This is a genomic window from Burkholderia catarinensis (assembly GCF_001883705.2).
In the GTDB taxonomy this organism is placed as follows: domain Bacteria; phylum Pseudomonadota; class Gammaproteobacteria; order Burkholderiales; family Burkholderiaceae; genus Burkholderia; species Burkholderia catarinensis.
Genome location: NZ_MDEQ02000015.1, coordinates 148,021 through 169,210 on the forward strand (window position 1 = coordinate 148,021; position 21,190 = coordinate 169,210).

At 68.4% G+C, this 21,190-nt stretch carries 18 protein-coding genes; 12 read left to right on the forward strand and 6 right to left on the reverse strand.

Annotation, left to right across the window (positions count from 1 at the left end; genetic code table 11):
- Positions 1 to 264: 264 nt before the first annotated feature.
- The 6 genes from BFF94_RS24220 (at position 265) to BFF94_RS24245 (ending at position 7,140) form a co-directional block, all read left to right on the forward strand.
- Positions 265 to 1,893: an ABC transporter substrate-binding protein gene (locus tag BFF94_RS24220; protein ID WP_128850465.1), complete on the forward strand. Its 1,629-nt coding sequence runs from the start codon at positions 265 to 267 to the stop codon at positions 1,891 to 1,893.
- A gap of 117 nt (positions 1,894 to 2,010) precedes the next feature.
- Entirely contained in the window at positions 2,011 to 3,021 is a 1,011-nt protein-coding gene (locus tag BFF94_RS24225; RefSeq protein ID WP_128850462.1) for an ABC transporter permease subunit, read from the forward strand.
- Positions 3,022 to 3,025: 4 nt separating this feature from the next.
- A complete protein-coding gene (locus BFF94_RS24230) occupies positions 3,026 to 3,943 on the forward strand; it encodes an ABC transporter permease subunit (protein WP_128850459.1) in 918 nt (305 codons plus the stop codon).
- Positions 3,944 to 3,945: 2 nt separating this feature from the next.
- The gene (locus tag BFF94_RS24235) at positions 3,946 to 4,989 is read left to right on the forward strand and encodes an ABC transporter ATP-binding protein (protein WP_128850457.1); all 1,044 of its coding nucleotides are present in this window, start codon (positions 3,946 to 3,948) and stop codon (positions 4,987 to 4,989) included.
- Positions 4,986 to 6,002 (forward strand): peptide ABC transporter ATP-binding protein, encoded by a 1,017-nt coding sequence (locus tag BFF94_RS24240; RefSeq protein ID WP_128850454.1) that lies wholly within the window; start codon positions 4,986 to 4,988, stop codon positions 6,000 to 6,002. Before BFF94_RS24235 ends, BFF94_RS24240 begins: the two co-directional genes overlap by 4 nt.
- The gene (locus BFF94_RS24245) at positions 5,995 to 7,140 is read left to right on the forward strand and encodes a TraB/GumN family protein (protein ID WP_219139944.1); all 1,146 of its coding nucleotides are present in this window, start codon (positions 5,995 to 5,997) and stop codon (positions 7,138 to 7,140) included. The genes BFF94_RS24240 and BFF94_RS24245 overlap by 8 nt, the downstream gene beginning before the upstream one ends.
- A gap of 537 nt (positions 7,141 to 7,677) precedes the next feature.
- On the opposite strand, the gene pxpA is transcribed toward BFF94_RS24245, so the two are convergent.
- From pxpA to pxpB, 3 genes are read right to left on the reverse strand one after another with little or no spacing between them, the layout of a single operon-like run.
- Positions 7,678 to 8,442, reverse strand: a complete 765-nt coding sequence (gene pxpA / locus BFF94_RS24250; RefSeq protein ID WP_128850449.1) for a 5-oxoprolinase subunit PxpA — start codon at positions 8,440 to 8,442, stop codon at positions 7,678 to 7,680.
- Positions 8,443 to 8,497: 55 nt separating this feature from the next.
- Positions 8,498 to 9,565, reverse strand: coding sequence for a 5-oxoprolinase subunit C family protein (locus tag BFF94_RS24255; RefSeq protein ID WP_219139945.1), 1,068 nt, complete (start codon positions 9,563 to 9,565; stop codon positions 8,498 to 8,500).
- On the reverse strand, positions 9,562 to 10,218 hold the full coding sequence (pxpB, locus tag BFF94_RS24260; RefSeq protein ID WP_219139946.1) for a 5-oxoprolinase subunit PxpB: 657 nt from the start codon (positions 10,216 to 10,218) through the stop codon (positions 9,562 to 9,564). The genes BFF94_RS24255 and pxpB overlap by 4 nt, the downstream gene beginning before the upstream one ends.
- 148 nt (positions 10,219 to 10,366) lie before the next feature.
- On the opposite strand from pxpB, the gene BFF94_RS24265 reads away from it, so the two are divergent.
- The gene (locus tag BFF94_RS24265) at positions 10,367 to 10,879 is read left to right on the forward strand and encodes a winged helix DNA-binding protein (protein ID WP_006483173.1); all 513 of its coding nucleotides are present in this window, start codon (positions 10,367 to 10,369) and stop codon (positions 10,877 to 10,879) included.
- 84 nt (positions 10,880 to 10,963) lie between these two features.
- Here the strand turns inward: BFF94_RS24265 and BFF94_RS24270 are convergent, their stop codons facing one another.
- A complete protein-coding gene (locus BFF94_RS24270; RefSeq protein ID WP_128850446.1) occupies positions 10,964 to 11,572 on the reverse strand; it encodes a 5-formyltetrahydrofolate cyclo-ligase in 609 nt (202 codons plus the stop codon).
- A gap of 8 nt (positions 11,573 to 11,580) precedes the next feature.
- On the opposite strand from BFF94_RS24270, the gene BFF94_RS24275 reads away from it, so the two are divergent.
- The 4 genes from BFF94_RS24275 (at position 11,581) to BFF94_RS24290 (ending at position 16,667) form a co-directional block, all read left to right on the forward strand.
- A complete protein-coding gene (locus BFF94_RS24275; RefSeq protein WP_219139947.1) occupies positions 11,581 to 13,533 on the forward strand; it encodes a lytic transglycosylase domain-containing protein in 1,953 nt (650 codons plus the stop codon).
- A gap of 221 nt (positions 13,534 to 13,754) precedes the next feature.
- Positions 13,755 to 14,714 (forward strand): complex I NDUFA9 subunit family protein, encoded by a 960-nt coding sequence (locus BFF94_RS24280; protein WP_219139948.1) that lies wholly within the window; start codon positions 13,755 to 13,757, stop codon positions 14,712 to 14,714.
- Positions 14,715 to 14,781: 67 nt separating this feature from the next.
- The gene (locus BFF94_RS24285) at positions 14,782 to 15,429 is read left to right on the forward strand and encodes a glutathione S-transferase family protein (protein WP_128850440.1); all 648 of its coding nucleotides are present in this window, start codon (positions 14,782 to 14,784) and stop codon (positions 15,427 to 15,429) included.
- Positions 15,426 to 16,667, forward strand: a complete 1,242-nt coding sequence (locus tag BFF94_RS24290; RefSeq protein ID WP_128850437.1) for a multifunctional CCA addition/repair protein — start codon at positions 15,426 to 15,428, stop codon at positions 16,665 to 16,667. Before BFF94_RS24285 ends, BFF94_RS24290 begins: the two co-directional genes overlap by 4 nt.
- A gap of 45 nt (positions 16,668 to 16,712) precedes the next feature.
- Here the strand turns inward: BFF94_RS24290 and BFF94_RS24295 are convergent, their stop codons facing one another.
- Positions 16,713 to 17,498, reverse strand: a complete 786-nt coding sequence (locus tag BFF94_RS24295) for a helix-turn-helix domain-containing protein (RefSeq protein ID WP_219139949.1) — start codon at positions 17,496 to 17,498, stop codon at positions 16,713 to 16,715.
- Positions 17,499 to 17,910: 412 nt separating this feature from the next.
- Between BFF94_RS24295 and BFF94_RS24300 the strand changes: the two genes are divergently transcribed.
- The gene (locus tag BFF94_RS24300) at positions 17,911 to 19,761 is read left to right on the forward strand and encodes a M24 family metallopeptidase (protein ID WP_128847467.1); all 1,851 of its coding nucleotides are present in this window, start codon (positions 17,911 to 17,913) and stop codon (positions 19,759 to 19,761) included.
- Positions 19,762 to 19,780: 19 nt separating this feature from the next.
- Here BFF94_RS24300 and BFF94_RS24305 read toward each other — a convergent pair whose 3' ends face one another.
- A complete protein-coding gene (locus BFF94_RS24305; RefSeq protein WP_219139950.1) occupies positions 19,781 to 21,136 on the reverse strand; it encodes an SGNH/GDSL hydrolase family protein in 1,356 nt (451 codons plus the stop codon).
- Positions 21,137 to 21,190: the final 54 nt, after the last annotated feature.

The window sequence follows — 21,190 nt, forward strand, 5'->3', positions numbered from 1 at the left end:
GCCCGATGCGGGAAACGGCGCGCCGGGCTTTCGCGTTCGCGCCCGAATTGTTTAGTTGTCGGACGAAACTTGCGCGGGATGAACGGAATTGTCGCTCGCGCGCGTTTTCGCATTTTTTGTCCGTGCTAGACATCGGCAAAAACCCGCGCGGGCGCGTCTAGAAGAGTTTTTTCTCCAGCTTGTTGCAGTATCGCTAGCTCAAGTAATATCCGCGTACGCCGGCCCCTGGCGGGACCGGATCCGATCTGGAGACCTGGAGGAAACATGGAATACAACCGTCTGTTGCACACCCTGCGTGTTACCGCCATTGCAGGCGTGGCAGCGGCATCGCTCGGCGTCGCGGGCTCTGCATTCGCACAGATCCCGAACAAAACGCTCGTCTACTGCTCAGAAGGCAGCCCGGCGGGTTTCGATTCCGCGCAATTTACGACCGGCGTCGATTTCACCGCCGCCACGTTCACCGTCTATAACCGTCTCGTCGAATTCGAGCGCGGCGGCACGAAGGTCGAGCCGGGCCTCGCCGAGAAGTGGGACGTGTCGTCCGACGGCAAGGTGTACACGTTCCACCTGCGCCACGGCGTGAAGTTCCACACGACCGACTTCTTCAAGCCGACGCGCGAATTCAACGCGGACGACGTGCTGTTCTCGTTCCAGCGCATGCTCGACCCGAACCAGCCGTTCCGCAAGGCATACCCGGTGTCGTTCCCGTACTTCACCGACATGGGCCTCGACAAGCTGATCACGAAGGTCGAGAAGGTCGATCCGTACACGGTGAAGTTCACGCTGGCCGAGCCGAACGCGCCGTTCATCCAGAACATGGCGATGGAATTCGCGTCGATCCTGTCGGCCGAATACGGCGACCAGCTGATGAAGGCCGGCAAGGCCGCCGACATCAACCAGAAGCCGGTCGGCACGGGCCCGTTCATCTTCCGCAGCTACACGAAGGACGCGACGATCCGTTTCGACGGCAATCCTGATTACTGGAAGAAGGGCGAAGTGAAGGTCTCGAAGCTGATCTTCTCGATCACGCCCGATCCGGGCGTGCGCGTGCAGAAGATCAAGCGCAACGAATGCCAGGTGATGAGCTATCCGCGTCCGGCCGACATCGCGACGCTGAAGGCCGATTCGGGCGTCGACATGCCGTCGCAGGCGGGCTTCAACCTCGGCTATCTCGCGTACAACGTCGAGCACAAGCCGGTCGACAAGCTCGAGGTGCGTCAGGCACTCGACATGGCGATCAACAAGAAGGCGATTCTCGAATCCGTCTACCAGGGTGCCGGCCAGGCCGCCAGCGCGCCGGTGCCGCCGACCCAATGGTCGTACGACAAGAACCTGAAGATGGCCGCCTACGACACCGCGAAGGCGAAGGCGCTGCTCGCGAAGGCCGGCTATGCGAACGGTTTCGAGATCACGCTGTGGGCGATGCCGGTGCAGCGCGCGTACAACCCGAACGCCCGCCTGATGGCCGAGATGATCCAGGCCGACTGGGCGAAGATCGGCGTGAAGGCGAAGATCGTCACGTACGAATGGGGCGAGTACATCAAGCGCGCGCACTCGGGCGAGCAGGACACGATGCTGATCGGCTGGACGGGCGACAACGGCGATCCGGACAACTGGCTCGGCACGCTGCTCGGCTGCGAGGCGATCAAGGGCAACAACTTCTCGCACTGGTGCTACAAGCCGTTCGACGAACTGGTCCAGAAGGGCCGCACGACGACGGGCCAGGACGCGCGCACGAAGCTCTACATGCAGGCGCAGCAGATCTTCGCGCAACAGCTGCCGTTCTCGCCGATCGCGAACTCGACGGTCTACCAGCCGGTGCGCAAGAACGTGGTCGACATGCGCATCGAGCCGCTCGGCTATGCCCGCTTCGACGGTGTTAGCGTGAAGTAACACGCCCGGCGTAAGCTGTCTACGACGACCGAGACCGGCTAACTCATCCGGCGGCGGGAGGCCAAAAGCTTCCCGTCGCCGGTCGCACATTTCCCACAAGAAAATACGAGACGCATCATGTTCACATTCGTGTTGCGCCGCGTGGGGATGGTGATCCCGACCTTCATCGGCATCACCATCCTGGCGTTTGCGCTGATTCACCTGATACCGGGCGACCCCATCGAAGTGATGATGGGCGAGCGCGGCGTCGATCCCGCGATGCACGCGGAGGCGATGAAACGCCTCGGGCTCGACCAGCCGCTGCCCATGCAGTACGTCCACTACATCGGCCGTGCGCTGCACGGCGACCTCGGCACATCGATCATCACCAACACGAGCGTCGCGGGCGAGTTCTTCGCGCGCTTCCCGGCGACCGTCGAGCTGTCGCTGTGCGCGCTCGTGTTCGCGCTCGCGGTCGGGCTGCCGGCCGGCGTGATCGCCGCGCTGCGGCGCGGCTCGGTCGTCGACCACGGCGTGATGGGCACCGCGCTCACCGGCTACTCGATGCCGATCTTCTGGTGGGGGCTGATCCTCATCATGGTGTTTTCGTCGTATCTCGGCTGGACGCCCGTGTCGGGGCGCATCGCCGTCGAATACGACTTCCCGCACCCGACGGGCTTCATGCTGATCGACGCGCTGCTTGCGCCGGACGAAGGCTCGTTCAGGTCGGCGGTCAGCCACCTGATCCTGCCCGCGATCGTGCTCGGCACGATCCCGCTCGCGGTGATCGCGCGGATGACGCGCTCGTCGATGCTCGAAGTGCTGCGCGAGGACTACATCCGCACCGCACGCGCGAAGGGGCTGTCGCCCGTGCGCGTGGTCGTCGTGCATGCGCTGCGCAATGCGCTGATCCCGGTCGTCACCGTGATCGGCCTGCAGATCGGCACGCTGCTCGCGGGCGCCGTGCTGACCGAGACGCTCTTTTCGTGGCCCGGTGTCGGCAAGTGGCTGATCGATGCGATCGGCCGCCGCGACTATCCGGTCGTCCAGGGCGGCATCCTGCTGATCGCGACGCTCGTGATCGTCGTGAACCTGGTCGTCGACCTGCTGTACGGCGTGCTGAATCCGCGCATCCGCCACACGAGGTAATTCCATGAGCAATCTGCAAAACACCCTGCCGAGCGAATCCGCGCCGGCCGGCGGCCGTGCGCTCGCGCTGCGCGAGTTCTGGGCCAATTTCTCGCGCAACCGCGGCGCGGTCGCCGCGGGCATCGTCGTGCTCGTGCTGATCCTGGTCGCGCTGCTCGCGCCGCTGCTCGCGCCGCACAGCCCGGTCGAGCAATACCGCGACTACGTGAAGATCCCGCCCGCGTGGCTCGCCGGCGGCAACTGGAAATTCATCCTCGGCACCGACGAAGCGGGCCGCGACATTCTTTCGCGCCTGATGTACGGCGCGCGGATGTCGTTCTGGATCGGCTTCGTGTCGGTCGTGCTCGCGCTGATCCCCGGCGTCGTGCTCGGGCTCGTCGCCGCGTTCTTCCAGAAGTGGGCCGACACGCCCGTGATGCGCATCATGGACGTGCTGCTCGCGCTGCCGTCGCTGCTGCTCGCGGTCGCGGTCGTCGCGATCATCGGCCCGGGCCTCACCAACACGATGTTCGCGATTGCGATCGTCGCGCTGCCGGCCTACGTTCGCCTCACGCGCGCATCGGCGCTCGGCGAGCTGCAGAAGGAATACGTGACGGCGTCGCGCGTGGCCGGTGCCGGCACGCTGCGCCTGATGTTCTCGCAGGTGCTGCCCAACTGCACCGCGCCGCTGATCGTGCAGGCGACGCTCGGCTTCTCGTCGGCGATCCTCGATGCGGCCGCGCTCGGCTTCCTCGGCCTCGGCGTGCAGCCGCCGACCGCCGAGTGGGGCGCGATGCTGGCCTCCGCGCGCGACTACATCGACAACGCGTGGTGGATCGTGACGATGCCGGGCCTGTCGATCCTGATTTCAGTGCTCGCGATCAACCTGCTCGGCGACGGGCTGCGCGACGCGCTCGATCCCAAACTGAAACGGATGGCGTGACCATGAGCAATCTTCTGACCATCCGCAATCTCGCGGTGAACTTCAACGGCCTGCCCGCGGTCGACCGGATCAACCTGTCGATCGCGCCGGGCGAGGTGGTGGGCGTCGTCGGCGAATCGGGCTCGGGCAAGAGCGTGACGATGATGGCGCTGATGGGCCTGATCGACGCGCCGGGCAAGGTGACGGCCGACGAGGTCACGTTCAACGGCGTCGACCTGCTGAAGGCGTCGCCGAAGGCGCGCCGCAAGATCGTCGGCAAGGACATCGCGATGGTGTTCCAGGACGCGCTGACGAGCCTGAACCCGAGCTATACGGTCGGCTACCAGATCAAGGAGGTGCTGAAGCTGCACGAAGGCCTGCGCGGCGACGCGCTGAACCGGCGCGCGCTCGAACTGCTCGACCAGGTCGGCATTCCCGATGCGAAGAACCGCGTCGCGTCGTTCCCGCACCAGATGTCGGGCGGGATGAACCAGCGCGTGATGATCGCGATGGCGGTCGCGTGCAACCCGAAGCTGCTGATCGCCGACGAGCCGACCACCGCGCTCGACGTGACGATCCAGGCGCAGATCATGGATCTGCTCGTGAAGCTGCAGAAGGAGCGCGGGATGGCGCTCGTGCTGATCTCGCACGACCTGGCCGTGGTGTCGGAGGTCGCGCACCGCGTCGCAGTGATGTACGCGGGCGAGATCATCGAGACCAATCGCGTGCCGGACATCTTCCGCGCGCCGCATCATCCGTACACCGAAGCGCTGCTCGCGGCGATTCCCGAGCACAATAAGGGGGCGCGTCGCCTTGCCGCATTGCCCGGCATGGTGCCGGGCCGCGATGATCGCCCGTCCGGGTGCCTGTTCGCGCCGCGCTGCAAGTACGTCGTCGACGATTGCCGCAAGGCGCGGCCGGCGCTCGATACGCTGGTGTCCGGCAACGAAGCGATGCGCGCACGCTGCATCAAGCCGCTCAATGTGTCCAACCTCGACCTGACGGCTTCGCATGGGACCGGAGTAAGCGCCAAAGGGCAAACGCCGGTCGACAGGAGTTCACGATGAATGCAAATCAAGAAGTCCATCGCGCATCGCCCGACGAGGAAGCCGTGCTGGTGGCCAACGGGCTCGCGAAGCACTATTCGGTGAAGCGCGGGATGTTCGGGCAGGGCACGGTGAAGGCGCTGAACGGCGTGTCGTTCTCGCTGAAGCGCGGCAAGACGCTCGCCGTCGTCGGCGAGTCGGGCTGCGGGAAGTCGACGCTCGCGCGGCAGCTCACGATGATCGAGACGCCCACCGCGGGCAGCCTGATGATCGACGGCAAGAACGTGGCCGGTGCGAACCGCGAGACGGTCGCCGACCTGCGCCGCCGCGTGCAGATGGTGTTCCAGAACCCGTTCGCGTCGCTGAACCCGCGCAAGACCGTCGAGCAGACGCTGGCCGAGCCGCTCGAGATCAACACGAACCTGACGGCCACCGAGCGCGCGCAGCGCATCGCGCAGATCATGCGCACGGTCGGCCTGCGGCCCGAGCACGCGAAGCGCTATCCGCACATGTTCTCGGGCGGCCAGCGGCAGCGTGTCGCGATCGCGCGCGCGATGATCCTCGATCCGCGCATCGTCGTCGCCGACGAGCCGGTGTCCGCGCTCGACGTGTCGATCCAGGCGCAGATCCTGAACCTGTTCATGGATCTGCAGGAGCAGTTCAAGACGAGCTACGTGTTCATCTCGCACAACCTGTCGGTGGTCGAGCACGTCGCGGACGACGTGATGGTGATGTACTTCGGCAGCGTCGCCGAGCTCGGCGATAAAGCAACGATCTATGCGCGGCCGCGCCATCCGTACACGCGCGCGCTGATGTCGGCGACGCCGGCGATCTTCGAGGAAGACCGCCGCGTGCAGATCAAGCTGCAGGGCGAGCTGCCGTCGCCGCTCAATCCGCCGTCGGGCTGCGCGTTCCACCAGCGCTGCCCGTATGCGGTCGAGCGCTGCCGCGCCGAGGAGCCGCAGTTGCGCGACGTCGACGGCCGGCGCGTGGCCTGCCATCGCGCCGAGGAGGTAGGGGAGGCGAATGCCTGAAGCGTTGGCGGCGCGCGCGTCCGGCGTGCGCCGTTCGGGGGCCAGCAGCGCGCGCGTGATGCGCGCGTACCGCTACGCGCGGCGCTGGAGCGTGCGTACCGTCACGGGCGCGGCGCTGGCCGGCGCGTGCGTGGCGGCCAGCCTCGTGGTTCCTGTCGAATCCGCGCGCGCCGAAGGGCGCGCGCCGGCCACCTCGCCGATCCATCCGTCGCAGATCCCGCCGCCCGGCATGAGCCTGCCGGGCTTCCACGTGCCTGCCGCGTCGGACGGCACGGTCGCGCGCGGCACGGTGCGCGTGCAGCCCGCGCGCATGCCGTTCTACGTCGCGACCAAGGGCAAGGTCACGCTGTACGTGCTCGGCACGCTGCACACGGGCGACCCGTCCGATTACCCGAGCGCGCAGCCGTTCCGGCCGCGCATCCTCGCGGCGCTCGCCGCGTCGCCGACGCTCGCGCTCGAGCTGTCGCCCGACGATCTGCTCGAGTCGCAGGACGACGTGTCGAAATACGGCGTGTGCCGCTACCCGTGCCTGCAGCGCCTGCTGCCCGAGCCGCTGTGGCAGCGGCTCGCGGCGCGCCTGCGCGGCAACCCGGCCGCGCTGGCCGAGATCCGCAAGATGCGGCCGTGGCTCGCGGCGCTCGTCGTCGAGACCTACGATTCGCTGTCGGCCGGCCTGCAGACCGAGTACGGCACCGAGGCGCAGCTGCAGAACGTATTCCTGAAAAAGAAGGGCGGCCGCGTGATCGGGCTCGAGACGCTCGCCGAGCAGATGCGCGCGTTCACCGGGCTCACGCTGGCCGAGCAGCGCGAGATGCTCGCGCAGGACATGGTGCAGACCCCCGCGCAGAACGCGGACGACATCAAGGCGCTGCACCGGCTGTGGCGAATTGGCGACGCCGACGCGATCTCGGCATGGGCCGTCGCGAAGAGCGAGCGGCTCGCGCGTTCGAAGGCGTTGTCGGCATCGATCGACAACAAGATCCTGTACGAGCGCAACCGGCGCTTCGTTGCACGGATGACGGCAATCGCCGCGCCGAACCGGCCGCTGTTCGTCGCGATTGGCGCGCTGCATCTGGGCGGCCCGCGCGGCGTGCTCGAATTGTTGCGCCAGCAAGGATACCGGGTCGACGCGAACTGATCGCGCCCGGCGGCACGCACCGATCTTCCCCTGTTTGATCGACCTCGCGCGCGCATTGCGAGACGCCGGCGCGATGGCGGAAGTCGATAAGGAAAACCCTCGAATCGTCGGAAAATAGCGTTTAAAACGATTGACATCCCGTTCTGCCAATATCTATTCTTCACCCCACAAGTTGAAAAAATGAAAAGAATAGATAAGTTCTACGGGGTAGCAGAAATAAAGCGCGGGGTTAGCGTTGCCGGCACGTGAAGCACGTGCCGGCCGCGGAGTGTCTGCATGCACGGCGGGGCCAATCATCGTCGGACAACATACGCATGCAGGCCGACTTGCAGATAAGCAACGTTCCGTCGTCTGACCGGGGAATGCAGTGATCGGGCGGCGGCGGACGATTTTTAATCCGGAATATTTTTCCGGTCACCGTCGCAAGACGGTTTCGGGGGGTGAATCGACAGACGGCGAAGCCGCAGCGATTGCGCCAACGGAAAAGCGCCACGAGGGCGCTTTTTTCTTTTGTGCAACGGCTACGGGCAATGCGCGTCACGCGCCTTCGTCGGCCTGCAGCGCGCCGGGCGCGACGACGTCGACGCCGGCGGCCTCGAGCGCCGCGCGAATCCGTTTCGCGAACGCCAGCGCGTGCGGTCCGTCGCCGTGCAGGCAGACGGTCTGCGCGTTGAGCGGCACCCATTCGCCGCTCAATGCGCGTACCTGCCGGTTGCGCACCATGTCGAGCGTGCGCGCGAGCACCGCGTCTTCATCGTCGATCAGCGCGCCGGGCTGGCTGCGCGGCACGAGCGAGCCGTCCGCGCGGTAGCCGCGATCGGCGAACACTTCCTCCACCGCGGCGAGCCCCGCCTGCCGTGCGGCCGCGACGAACACGCTGTTCGCGAGCCCGAACACCGCGAGCGACGGATCGAAGTCGTGGATCGCGGACACCACCGCATCGGCGATCATCGGGTCGCGCGCGGCCTGGTTGTACAGCGCGCCGTGCGGTTTCACGTGCGCGATGCGTCCGCCTTCGGCCTGCGCGATCGCCGACAGCGCGCCGAGCTGGTACAGCACGCCGGCATAGATGTCGCCGGCCGGCAGCTGCATTTCCTTGCGGCCGAAATTCTCTGGATCGTGAAAGCTCGGGTGCGCGCCGATCGACACGCCTTTCTGCACGGACCAGCGCACGCAGTCGCGCATCGCATTCGCGCCGCCTGCATGCCACCCGCATGCGATGTTCGCCGACGTGACGAGGTCGAGCAGCGCCTCGTCCGATCCGCATCCTTCGCCGAGATCAGCATTCAGATCGATTTCCATTTTGTTCCTCGTCCACTGATTGCGTGGCGCGTCTTCCGTACAGCTTCCGCCATTGTCACGCCGCGCGCGATTGCGCGCGGCGGCGCGCTTCCTCGCGCATGTCGATCGCGACGTCGATCTGCCGCAGGTACGCACGTTCCGCGGCGAGGGCGGCGCGCGCGGCGTCCGGTGTCGTGCGCACGAAGCGGATCGGCAGGTTGAGCCGCGCCTGCGCGAGCTTCCACAGATCGGCGCGGATCACCGTGCCGATCTTCGGGTAGCCGCCGGTGGTCTGCGCGTCGTGCATCAGCACGATCGGCTGGCCGTTCGGCGGCACCTGGATCGTGCCGGGCAGCACCGCGTGCGACAGCAGCTCGACCGGCCGCTCGCGCACGAGCTCGGCGCCGGCGAGGCGATAGCCCATCCGGTTGCTGTTCGCGGTGACGAGCCATTCCTCGTCCCAGAACGCCTGCTGCGAATCGGCCGCGAACGACGCATAGTCGGGGCCCGGCAGCACGCGCACGGGCATCGCCCACGGCGCATGCGCGGGGCGGTGGCGGCGCGGCGGCTCGTCGACGCGCACGAACGCGCACCACGCGGGCGCCTTCACGCCGAATTCGGGCGCGTCGGCCGCGAGACAGGCCGCGCCGGCCGGCGGCACGCCGACCGGGAGCCGATCGCCGTCGCGCAGCGTGCGGCCGCCGAGGCCGCCGAAGCGCGACGCGAGATCGGTGCTGCGCGAGCCGAGCATCGGCAGCACGTCGATGCCGCCCGCGATACACAGGTAGCCGCGCATCCCGCGTTTCGCGGCCGGCAGCACGAGCGTCTGGCCGGCCTCGACCGGCAGGCTCCACCATGAATGCACTCGCCGGCCATCGAGTGTCCCGCCGAACTCGGTGCCGGTGATCGCGATGCGCGTGGCGCGCGTGAAGCGGAAGGCGGTCGGGCCGATCGTGATCTCGATGGCCGCCGCGTCGGGGCGGTTGCCGACCAGCCGGTTGCCGACCTCGAGCGCGAGGCCGTCGAGCGCGCCGCCCTGCGCGACGCCGAGATGGCGCGCGCCGCGGCGCCCGAGATCCTGCACGGTGGACAGCGGGCCGGCCCGCACCACTTCGATGGTGCCCGGTGCGTTGCTCTGGGTCATCGTGCGTCGACTCCCGCAATGGTGAAGCGCACGCGGTCGCCGGGCAGCAGCAGCGTCGGCTGCGGCCGTGCCGGATCGAACAGCACGTGCGACGTGCGGCCGATCAGTTGCCAGCCGCCGGGCGACGTGGCCGGGTAGATGCCTGTCTGCGCGCCGCCGATGCCGACCGAGCCGGCCGGCACCTCGAGGCGCGGCGCCGCGCGGCGCGGCGTGTGCAGCGACGGGTCGAGGCCGCCGAGATACGCGAAGCCCGGCTGGAAGCCGATGAAGAACACGACGTATTCGCCGGCCGTGTGGCGCGCGACGACTTCGTCGGCCGACAGGCCCGTGTGGGCGGCGACGGCCGGCAGATCCGGGCCGGCCACACCGCCGTATTCGACCGGAATCTCGATCTCGCGGCCGTCTGCGTGCTCGACGTCGGCCGTCTCCCACGCGTCGCGCAGCGCGGGCATGAGCGAGTCGGCCGTCGCGGCGAGCGCGTCGAACACGATGGTCAGGTTGTTCATGCCCGGCACGACGTCGATCACGTCGGGCCATGCGCGCGCGGCCTCGGCAACGGCCCAGACGCGGCGCTGGCAATCGAGCGTGGCAGGCGGCGGCACCTCGCAGACGAGGGCGGCATCGCCGAGCGGATAAAAGCGGGGTTGCGTCATCGGACTGGCACGGTTCGGACGGCAATGTTAGCGCACATTGTCAATAAAATATCGACAACTTCTCAATAAGCGTTTTCGCCTAGCCCGTATACGAGGGCTTCTGACGTACACTCGGCACACCCTGTCAACCTCCTTGCGCCGCCTTTCCATGAAGCGACCTGCGACCAAGATCGTGTCATCCGAACACCTCGTTTCCGATTCGAGCGCGGAGCTGTCGGAACTCGAATACGGGCTCATCATGGCCGGCAACGCGTTCAACCGCTGGATGGTGCGCTGCATGTCGGCGGCCGGTGCGAAGGACATGACGGCGGTCGAGGTGTCGCTGCTGCATCACGTCAGCCATCGCGAACGCAAGAAGAAGCTCGCCGACATCTGCTTCGTGCTCAATATCGAGGATACGCACGTCGCGACCTATGCGCTGAAAAAACTGATCGCCCGCGGCTATGTAAAGAGCGAGAAGAACGGCAAGGAGGTGTTCTTCTTCGCGACCGACGCGGGCCGCGACCTGTGCCTGAAGTATCGCGAGGTGCGCGAGCACTGCCTGATCGAGACGCTGAAGGACAGCGGGCTCACCAACGAGCAGATCGGCGACGCGGCGCAGTTGCTGCGCCACGCATCGGGCCTTTACGACACGGCCGCGCGCGCGGCGGCGTCGCTGTAAGCCTGTACACGATTGCGGCAAGGGTGGCGCGCGGCGCGGCGCTGACGGGCGCGGGATGACGGCCGCGGCAACCGCGGCGCCGCGTCATCCGGCGGCCGGGTAGAGCGCGCCGTCGGTCACGATCCAGCGCAGCGCGAGATCGTGCGCTTCGGCCGGCAGCGCATCGACGCGGCACGCTTCATACGCGATGCCGACCGTCACGGGCAGCGTGTCGCCCGGCCACGCGGCGAGCGTGCGGTCGTAATAGCCGCCGCCGTAGCCGAGCCGGTAGCGCTGCGGATCGAATCCCAGGCAGGGAATCAGCAGCAGATCGGGCACGACGACGATTCCCGACGCGGGTTCCGGAATCCGGTGATGACCTTCGCGCATCGGCGTGTGCGCGTCCCACGCATGGAACACGAGCGGCGTGTGCCGCTCGTCGATCACCGGCAGCGCGGCGCGGCGCCCCGCACCGGCCGCGCACCAGGCGAGCACCGCATCGCGCGCATCGAATTCGCCCTGCAGCGGCCAGTAAAACCCGACCGTGCGCGGCGCGAGCCGTTCGAGCAGCGTGCGCAGCCGCGCGTCGAGCGCGGCGTTCGCGGCGGGTTGCGACGCGGCGTCGCGCCGCGCGCCGGACAGCGTTTTGCGTAGCGCAACCTTCGGGTTCGGCACAGGGTTGCGTGCTATGCTTTCGCTCACTTCGCGCTCCATTCAAAACGATGTCGAACAGCCTTTTCCGAGTATATCGCGCGGTCGCGCTGACGCTTGCGGCCGCCGCACTCGTCGCGGGTACGGCCGCGTGCGCCGCACCGAACGACGACACGCTCCCCGGGGACGACCAGATCTTCGTGCAGCTGCGCGAAGCCGCGCGCCGCAACGACGCCGCGAAAGCCGCGCAGCTCGCGTCGACGATCCCGAACTATCCGGTCCCGTCCTACGTCGAGTATTTCCAGATCAAGCCGCAGCTGTTCGATTCGACGGGCCGCGCGCGCGTCGATGCGCCGGATGCGCCCGTGCAGTCGTTCCTGCAGCGCTACGACGGCCAGGCGATCGCCGACCGCCTGCGCAACGACTACCTGCTCGTGCTCGGCGCGCGCCACGACTGGCGCAGCTTCGACGACCAGTACAAGCGCTTCGTGCTCGACGACGACACGCAGGTCAAGTGCTATGCGCTCGAATCGCGCGCGGCACGCGGCGAGAACGTCGCCGATGCGGCGCGCGCGCTGCTCGTCGAGCCGAAGAACTACGGCGACGCGTGCGCCGACCTGATCACCGCGCTGGCGGTCAACCAGCAGTTCACGAGCGACGACGTGTGGCAGCAGGCGCGCCTCGCGTACGAACAGAACTACACGACGCTCGGCGGCAAGATCGTCGACGCGCTCGGCGCGCGCCCGGTCGGTTTCGACCAGGCGACGAGCGCGCCGCCGCTGTACCTCGCGCGCGGCGTCGGCCCCGACGCGGTATCGCACCAGCTCGCGCTGATCGCGCTCGGCCGCATGGCGCGCAACGATCCGGACGCGGCCGCCGGGATGCTGACGTCGGTCGCCGCGTCGCTGACCAAGCAGGAGCAGGCGATCGCGTGGGGCGCGATCGGCTACCAGGGCGCGATCAAGCGCTCGCCGCTCGCGTCGGTCTGGTACGCGAAATCCGCGAACGCGCCGCTGTCGAACCCGGGCTACGAATGGCGCACGCGCGCCGCGCTGCTCGCCGGCAACTGGCCGATGGTGCGCTGGTCGATCGAGCAGATGCCGCCGTCGCTGCGCAACGATCCGGCATGGATCTACTGGCATGCGCGCGCGCTGAAGCAAAGCGGCGACACGCTGCAGGCGAACCAGGAATTCGAGCAGGTCGCCGGCCAGTTCAACTTCTACGGGCAGCTCGCCGGCGAAGAGCTCGGCCAGCGCACGTCGATCCCGCCGCGCACGAAGGTGAGCGACGCCGAGATCGACGCGATGGGCAAGATTCCGGGCTTCGCGCTCGCGCAGCGTTTCTATGCGCTGAACCTGCGCCTCGAAGGCAATCGCGAATGGAACTGGCCGCTGCGCGGGATGACCGATCGCCAGCTGCTCGCGGCCGCCGAATACGGCAAGCGCGTCGAGCTGCTCGACCGCACGGTCAACACGGCCGACCGCACGAAGGCCGAGCACGACTTCACGCTGCGCTACCCGTCGCCGTACCGCAATATCGTCGAGCGCTATGCGCAATCGACGGGCCTCGACGTCGAATGGGCGTACGGGCTGATCCGCCAGGAATCGCGCTTCGTCATCAGCGCGCGTTCGTCGGTAGGCGCGGGCGGCCTGATGCAGCTGATGCCGGCCACCGCCCAGATGGTCGCGAAGAAGCTCGGCATGGGTACGATCTCGCGCGCGCAGATGCACGACATCGATACCAACATCCAGCTCGGCACCTGGTATCTGGCGGACATCTACAACAACTTCGACAGCTCGCCGGTGCTCGCCACCGCCGGCTACAACGCGGGCCCGGGCCGGCCGCGCCAGTGGCGCCAGGTATTGACGCAGCCGGTCGAAGGCGCGATCTTCGCGGAGACGATTCCGTTCAACGAGACGCGCGACTACGTGAAGAACGTGCTGTCGAACACCGTCTATTACGCGGCGCTCTTCGAGGGCAAACCGCAGTCGCTGAAGAAACGTCTAGGCATGATCTCGCCCTGATCCGCAATCTTCACACTGCCGCGCGAGACGCGGCAGTGTGCTTAAGGGCCCGTTCGCGCCAGTAACGGCCAGCCCCGTTCATGATTTTTCCTGGTCAGGGGAACGAGCGTTGCCGGCCGCATGGCGGCGTCGCGCGTCGCTTGTCCCCCCGGGGGACAGCCGGCAACGCACGTTCGCAAGTCCGTTATTGGCGTGAACAGAGGCCCTATGGAGTCCCGAACATGGATCGCCAGACCGTCGCCCTGCTGGGCGGCACCGGCTTCATCGGCAGCCGGCTCGTCAATGCGCTGATCGACGCCGGCAAGCAGGTACGGATCGGCACGCGGCGGCGCGACCACGCGCGCCACCTGCAGATGCTGCCGGTCGAGATCGTCGAGCTCGAAGCGCTCGACACGCGCACGCTCGCGCGCTTCGTCGCCGGTGCGCAGGCCGCGGTCAACCTGGTCGGCGTGCTGCACGGCGGCCGCGGCACGCCGTACGGGCCCGGTTTCGAGCGCGCGCACGTCATGCTGCCGGCCGCGCTCGCAACCGCCTGCACCGAGGTGGGCGTGCGGCGCCTGCTGCACATGAGCGCGCTCGGCGCCGATTCGCGCGGCGCGAGCATGTACCAGCGCTCGAAGGGCGACGGCGAGGCCGCGCTGCATGCGATCGCGGCGACCGATTCGCTTGCGCTGACGATCTTCCGCCCGTCGGTCGTGTTCGGTCCGGGAGACGCGTTCCTCAACACCTTCGCGAACCTGCAGCGCACGGTGCCCGTGCTGCCGCTCGCGATGCCCGATGCGCGCTTCCAGCCGGTGTTCGTCGGCGATGTCGTGCGCGCGTTCGTCAATACGCTCGATCTCGCGGCCGCGCATGGCAAGACCTACGAACTCGGCGGGCCGACCGTCTACACGCTCGAGCAACTGGTGCGCTATTGCGGCACGCTGGTCGGCCGGCAGGCGCGCATCGTGCGGCTGTCCGACGCGCTCGCGCGGCTGCAGGCGAGCGTGTTCGAATGCCTGCCCGGCGAGCCGGTGCTCACGCGCGACAATCTCGCGTCGATGTCGGTGCCGAACGTGCTGTCGGGGCCGCTCGCGCCGGAACTCGGGATCTCGCCCGCGAGTCTCGAAAGCATTGCGCCCGCGTATCTCGGCAACACCGCGCAGCGGTCCCGGTTCGACTGGTTCCGCTCGCGCCGTTAGCGCCCGTGCGGGGCGCCGTCGTTCTGCCCCTTTATTTTTTCCTCTTCGCGTTTTCCGGAACACCGCCATGAAACTCGTCATTGGAGACAAGAACTACTCGTCGTGGTCGATGCGCCCGTGGCTGCTGCTTGCGCATTTCGGCATCCCGTTCGACGAGATCGCGGTCGAACTGCGCCGCGACGACACGACCGCGCACATCCTCGAGTATTCGCCGTCCGGCAAGGTGCCGTGCCTGGTCGACGACCACGGCGTCGCGATCTGGGATTCGCTCGCGATCGCCGAGACGCTCGCCGAGCGCTATCCGCAGTTCCCGATGTGGCCGGCGGATCCGCTCGACCGCGCGCATGCGCGCTGCATCGCGGCCGAGATGCACGCGGGCTTCGCGGCGCTGCGCACGCAGATGGGCATGAACGTGCGCGCATCGATGCCGGGGCGCGGCGCGACGCCCGACGCGCTCGCCGATGTCGCGCGCATCGATGCGTTGTGGAGCGCGTGCCTCGAGGCGTCGGGCGGGCCGTTCCTGTTCGGCGAATTCGGGATCGCCGATGCGATGTACGCACCCGTCGTGATGCGCTTCAACACGTACGCGCCGGGCCTGTCGCCGGAAGCGGCGGGCTACGCGGCGCGCGTGACGGCGCTGCCGGCCGTCCAGCGCTGGATCGACGCCGCGCGCCGCGAGACGACCGTGATCGCCGACTACGAGCCCACGCCATGAACATCTACGCAGTGGGCGGCGCGATCCGCGACGAATTGCTCGGCGTGCCGGTGCAGGACCGCGACTACGTGGTGGTGGGCGCGACACCCGAACAGATGGCCGCGCAGGGCTTCCGGCCGGTCGGCAAGGATTTCCCGGTGTTCCTGCATCCGCGGACGCAGGAGGAGTACGCGCTGGCGCGCACCGAGCGCAAGACGGCGGCCGGCTATCACGGCTTCCAGTTCCATTACGCGCCGGACGTGACGCTCGACGAGGATCTCGCGCGGCGCGACCTGACGATCAACGCGATGGCGCGCGAGGTGAGCCCGGAGGGCGCGCTGGTCGGGCCCGTGATCGATCCGTTCGACGGGCAGGCCGACCTGCGCGCGCGCGTGTTCCGGCACGTGAGCGACGCGTTCGTCGAGGATCCGGTGCGGATCCTGCGCATTGCGCGCTTCGCCGCGCGGTTCGCGGATTTCACGGTTGCTGACGAAACGCTCGCGCTGATGCGGCGGATGGTCGACGCGGGCGAGGTCGACGCGCTCGTGCCCGAACGCGTGTGGCAGGAAATCGCCCGCGGGCTGACGGAGGTGAAGCCGTCGCGGATGTTCGCGGTGCTGCGCGAGTGCGGCGCGCTCGCGCGCGTGCTGCCCGAGGTCGATGCGCTGTGGGGCGTGCCGCAGCGCGCCGACTACCACCCGGAAGTCGATACGGGCGTGCATGTGATGATGGTCGTCGACTATGCGGCGAGGCAGGGCTATTCGCTGCCGGTGCGCTTCGCGGCGCTCACGCACGATCTCGGCAAGGCGACGACGCCCGCGGACGTGCTGCCGCGCCACGTCGGCCACGAGGGCCGCAGCGTCGACCTGCTCAAGCCGTTGTGCGAGCGGCTGCGCGTGCCGAACGACTGCCGAGATCTCGCGCTCGTGGTCGCGCGCGAGCACGGCAACCTGCATCGCGTGATGGAGATGGGTGCGGCCGCGCTGGTGCGGCTCTTCGAGCGCAGCGACGCGCTGCGCAAGCCGGCGCGTTTCGCCGAGATGCTGCAGGCGTGCGAATCGGATGCGCGCGGGCGGCTCGGGCTCGACGCGCAGCCGTATCCGCAGGCCGAGCGGCTGCGCGTCGCGCTCGCGGCCGCGCGCAGCGTCGATGCCGGCGCGATCGCGCGCGGGGTCGGCAACGATACGGTGAAGATCAAGGACGCCGTGCATCAGGCACGGGTCGAGGCCGTCGCGCAGGCGCTGCAGATCGGCGAATAGGGTGGACCGGCATGACAGCGGCGGGCGGTGCGCGCCCGCCCGCCGTTACGGCTTCTTGCGCGTGGCGGCCTTGCGCGCCGAGGTCGCGGCAGGCGGGCGTTTGCCGGTGGATGCGCGCGGCCTGGCGGAGGCCTTCTTTGCGGCGGCGTCGGCCGGCCGTGCGGCGTCGGTGTCGCGGTCGCCCCGTTTGGGGGCCGGCTCGCGGCGGCTCACGCGCGGCTCGCCCGGCGCGGGCTGCCTGATTTCCATCGTCGCGGACACGAATTCGGCGCAACGGTCGTCGAACAGCGGCAGCGTGCCGACCGCGATCAGCTCGGCCGGCCCGTCGCCCACATTGGCGACGCGATGCCGCTTGCGCGCGTCGAAGTGCAGCGAGTCGCCGGGCGCCAGCGGGTAATCCTTCTTGCCGATCGTGTAGCAAATGCGGCCCGTCAGCACGTAGACGAATTCGTCGCCGCCGTGCGACACCCATTCCGAGCGGTAGCCTTCCATCATCCGCACCTTGACCGCGTTGATCTGGCTGCCGTCGAACGTGGTGGAAAGCCGTTCGTACCACTGCGACGTGCTGTCGACCGCGTACAGCTCGCGGCTGCCCGCGTGCGAATCGGGCTGCGCCTGGCGCGGCTGGTCGATCAGCGCGCCGAGCGGCACGTCCAGCGCCTTCGCGACGTTGACGAGCGACGACAGGGAGATGCCCGTGAGATGGCGCTCGACCTGGGACAGGAACCCGACCGACAGTTTCGCTTCGGTCGCGACTTCCAGCAGCGTCTTCTTCGCTTCCCGGCGCAGGCGGCGAATGCGCTGGCCGATACGCATGATGTCTGAATCCATGAATCTCTTTCGCGGCAACGAGTCGGGAGGCGAGCGCAGGGGCGGTGCAGTCGCCGCGACGTTGCTTTCCGCGCATCGCACGAAGCACGGCCGTCGGGACGACGATGCCGGCGCATTGTACCGCGCAGTGTCGCCGCGCGAAGCCATGTCGCGCGAGGCATGCTGCGCCGGGCCGGGCCGGCGATTTTAGTCCTACGAAAATTTTGGCTTGACCTCAATTTCAGCCTGCTCTAGATTCGTCGCTCGTATCAAACAAAGTTAAGTGAGACAAAAATTCCCGATGGCCTGCCGCTGGAACGGCACGGCGGCACGGCTGCGTGCCGGGCCGTGCGTCATCCGCGCAACGGCGCCGTGTCGCTCCAGGCATGCGACCCGCCGCCGGCCGCCGACCACCATCAATGACGGGCATCCGATGATCGATCGACTGAAATACAGCTTCTCCGGCCTTCCCCCGTACGACGCGTCCGTCGCCGACACGCAGGCCGGCCTGTCGCGCCTGCTCGACGCCGCGCGGCTCGACGCGGTGGTGATCACGTCGCAGGACGAATACGTCACCGAGTACCTGCCGCGCAGCAACAACCCGCGCTACGCGCTGTCGGGCTTCGACGGCTCGGCCGGCTGCGGGATCTTCCTGAGCGCGGCGACCGCGCAGGCGCTCGACATGCCGCCGTTCGTGCTGTTCGTCGACGGCCGCTATCACCTGCAGGCCGAGCAGCAGTGCGATCCGGCACGCGTGCGCATCGAGAAGCTCGGGATGAACCTGACGATCTGGCCGGCGATGGCCGACTGGCTGGTCGCGCATGCGAGCCGGCTCGCGCGGGTCGGCTATGACGCGCTGCGGATCAGCGTCGCGCAGCGCGACCGTCTGCTCGAGCAGACGCAGGCCGCGTCGCTGGACTGGACGAGCCTCGCCGATCGCGAGATCGATCGCGCGATCGCGCTGCCGGGCTGGATCGTCGAGCGGCCGATTTTCGAGGTGCCGGAAGCGATGACCGGCCTGAGCGTCGCGCAGAACCTCGACACGCTGGACCGCAAGCTCGCCGCGCATACCGGCGCGCCGGGCGGCAAGACCGCGTTCTTCACCTGCGCGTCGGACGATCTCGCGTACCTGCTGAACAGCCGCGGCTATCACATCCCGAATGTGTCGTCGCACCTCGGCTTCCTGTTCGCGGTCGGCGGGCAGGTCGCGCTGTTCTTGCCGGACGGCTGCGACCGCTGCGAGGTCGTGCTCGAGTCGTGTCCGGCGCTGCACGTGATCCGGCGCGATGTCGCGGCGCTCGAGCATTTCCTCGCGCAGTTCGCGGTCGATCACGTGTGCTACGGGTTCGAATCGGTGAACTGCGCGCTCGTCGATGTGGTGAGCCGGGTATGGCCGCACGCGCGGCATGCCGACTTCAACCCGGTCGAGGCGATGCGGGCCGCCAAGACGCCGGCGGTGCTCGACCGGTTCCGCGACGCGTTCGAGCGCAGCTCCGCGGCGATCGCCGAGACGATGCGCTGGGCGAAGGCCGGCGAGCCGGGCGCCCGCCACACCGAATACGACCTGGCGCGCACGATCAACGACGCGTACGGCGCGCGCTCGGCGGTCGCGCTGACGTTTCCGTCGATCGCGGCGAACGGCGCGAACAGCGCGTTCGCGCATTACACGGCGGCGAGCGCGGACGTCGAGCTGACGGAAGGCGAACTCGTGCTGCTCGACAGCGGCGCGTACTACGAAGCCGGCTTCGCGACGGACTGCACGCGCGTCGTGCTGCGGCGGACGCGCCCGGATACCGTTGCGCAGCCGTGGCAGCGCGAGATCTACACGGTCGCGCTGAAGGCCTGCATCAAGGGGCTCGTCACGCGCTTCCCGGCCACGGCGACGGGCGGCGATGTCGATGCGCTGGTGCGGCAGGTGTGCCGCGATCACGGCCACGATTTCGGCCACGGCACCGGGCACGGCGTCGGGATTCACGTGCATGAGGGCGGCGTGCGGTTCGCGCCGGGCGCGAAGTACGGGCTGGTGCCGAATGCGGTGATTTCGGTCGAGCCGGGCATCTACCTGCCGGGCAAGGGCGGCGTGCGGATCGAGAACATCGTGATCATCCGGCCGGATGAAGCGCAACCCGGCACGGTGATGTTCGAGAACATCGTGACGGTCGGCTACGACTGGGACCTGATCGATCTCGACCTGTTGAGCGACGACGAGCGCGCCTACCTGCGCGACTACGAGCGGCTGTGCGTGGAGCGCGGTACGCAGGTCAGCGCGTGTCCGCTGTTGTAAGCACCGCCGCCCGCGCCGATCAGTTCAGCAAGCGCGCGCGCACGAACGGCGCGATCTGCTCGGCCAGCCACGCGTGCGTGCGCGTCGTCGGGTGCAGCGTGTCCCAGAACACGAAGCGCGCCGGATCGCGACAGTCCGCACGCGGCGTCTGCGCGCTCACGTAGGTGAGCGACGACGGCTTCGGGATGTCGAGGCACGCGCGCTTCGCGTCGTCGAAGCCGTACTTGGCCGGGTGGCTCAGCAGGTCGTCGAACGATGCGTACGCGTCGAATACCTCGAGCCGCAGCGTCGCGCCGTAGCGGGCGCGCAGCGCGGCGGCCGCGTCGGCGAGGCGCTGGTTGTAGTCCTTTACCTGCGCGGCGACGCTCGCGGTGTCGGCGCGGGTCGCGAACACCGGCGCGCGCGACACGTCCGGCAGCGTGACGAGCATGATCCGCGTCGCGCCGGCCGCGGCGAGCCGCTCGAGGCTGTCGCGCACCGCATTCGCCGCCTGCTCGGGCGAGCGCCCGTAGTTCACGAGATCGTTGCCGCCGGCGAACACCGCGAACAGCGTGTTGGCGGGCCGGTAGTCCGGCGCGCGCTCCATGTATTCGCGCCAGGAATCGATCTGCTGCACGAGGCCCGGCACGACGAGGTACTGGTCGGTCGCCGCGCCGCCGATCGCCCAGTTGTAGAACGGCAGCCGCAGCGCGTTCGCGAGATATTCGGCCCACACCGGGCCGTTGCTGAAGCGTCCCGCATGCCAGCTCGTGCCGTTCGGCAGCTTCCACTGACTCGCGTTGAACATGTTCTGGGTGTCGGACAGGCTGTCGCCGAACACGATCAGCTTGTTCGCGCGCGCGTCCTGCTGCGCGGCATCGATGGTCCATATCGTGTAGTTGAACGACAGCGCGTTGTTGGCGGCGACCGCCTGCGTGAGCCCGGACTTGATGCCTTTCGCGGCCAGCGTCGTGCGGCACACGTCAGCAAGCGTGTCTTGCGTCGTCGTGCTGTAGAACATGTTCTTCCACTGCGTGACGCCGTCCGCCCACCAGTAGCCGGACACGCGAAACCAGTCGCCGCCGGCGGGGTCGCGCGCCCATTCGTAGGTCGCGGCCGGCTTCAGCGGGTCCGCGTCGATGCGGTACCAGCAGCGCAGGTACGTGTAGGTGTCGGAACCGCGGCGCGCCGTGCGCGGCTGCACGGGGGGCGCGCTCGACGCAGCCCGCGGCGCGACGTCGGGGCCGGCCGGCGACAGCGACATGTCGCCCGTCGGCGTGGGCAGCGGCGCGGGGCCGGCGGCATGTGCGGGGGGAAGCGTCAGCGCGGCGCCCAGCGCCGCGACAGCGGAAACGGCGGCGACGCGGTGTGACAACGGGATACGGAAATAGTGCATGCGGCCCTCTTCTGATTGTCGTGACTGGACGGCGGCGCGGCTGCGCGGCCGTGT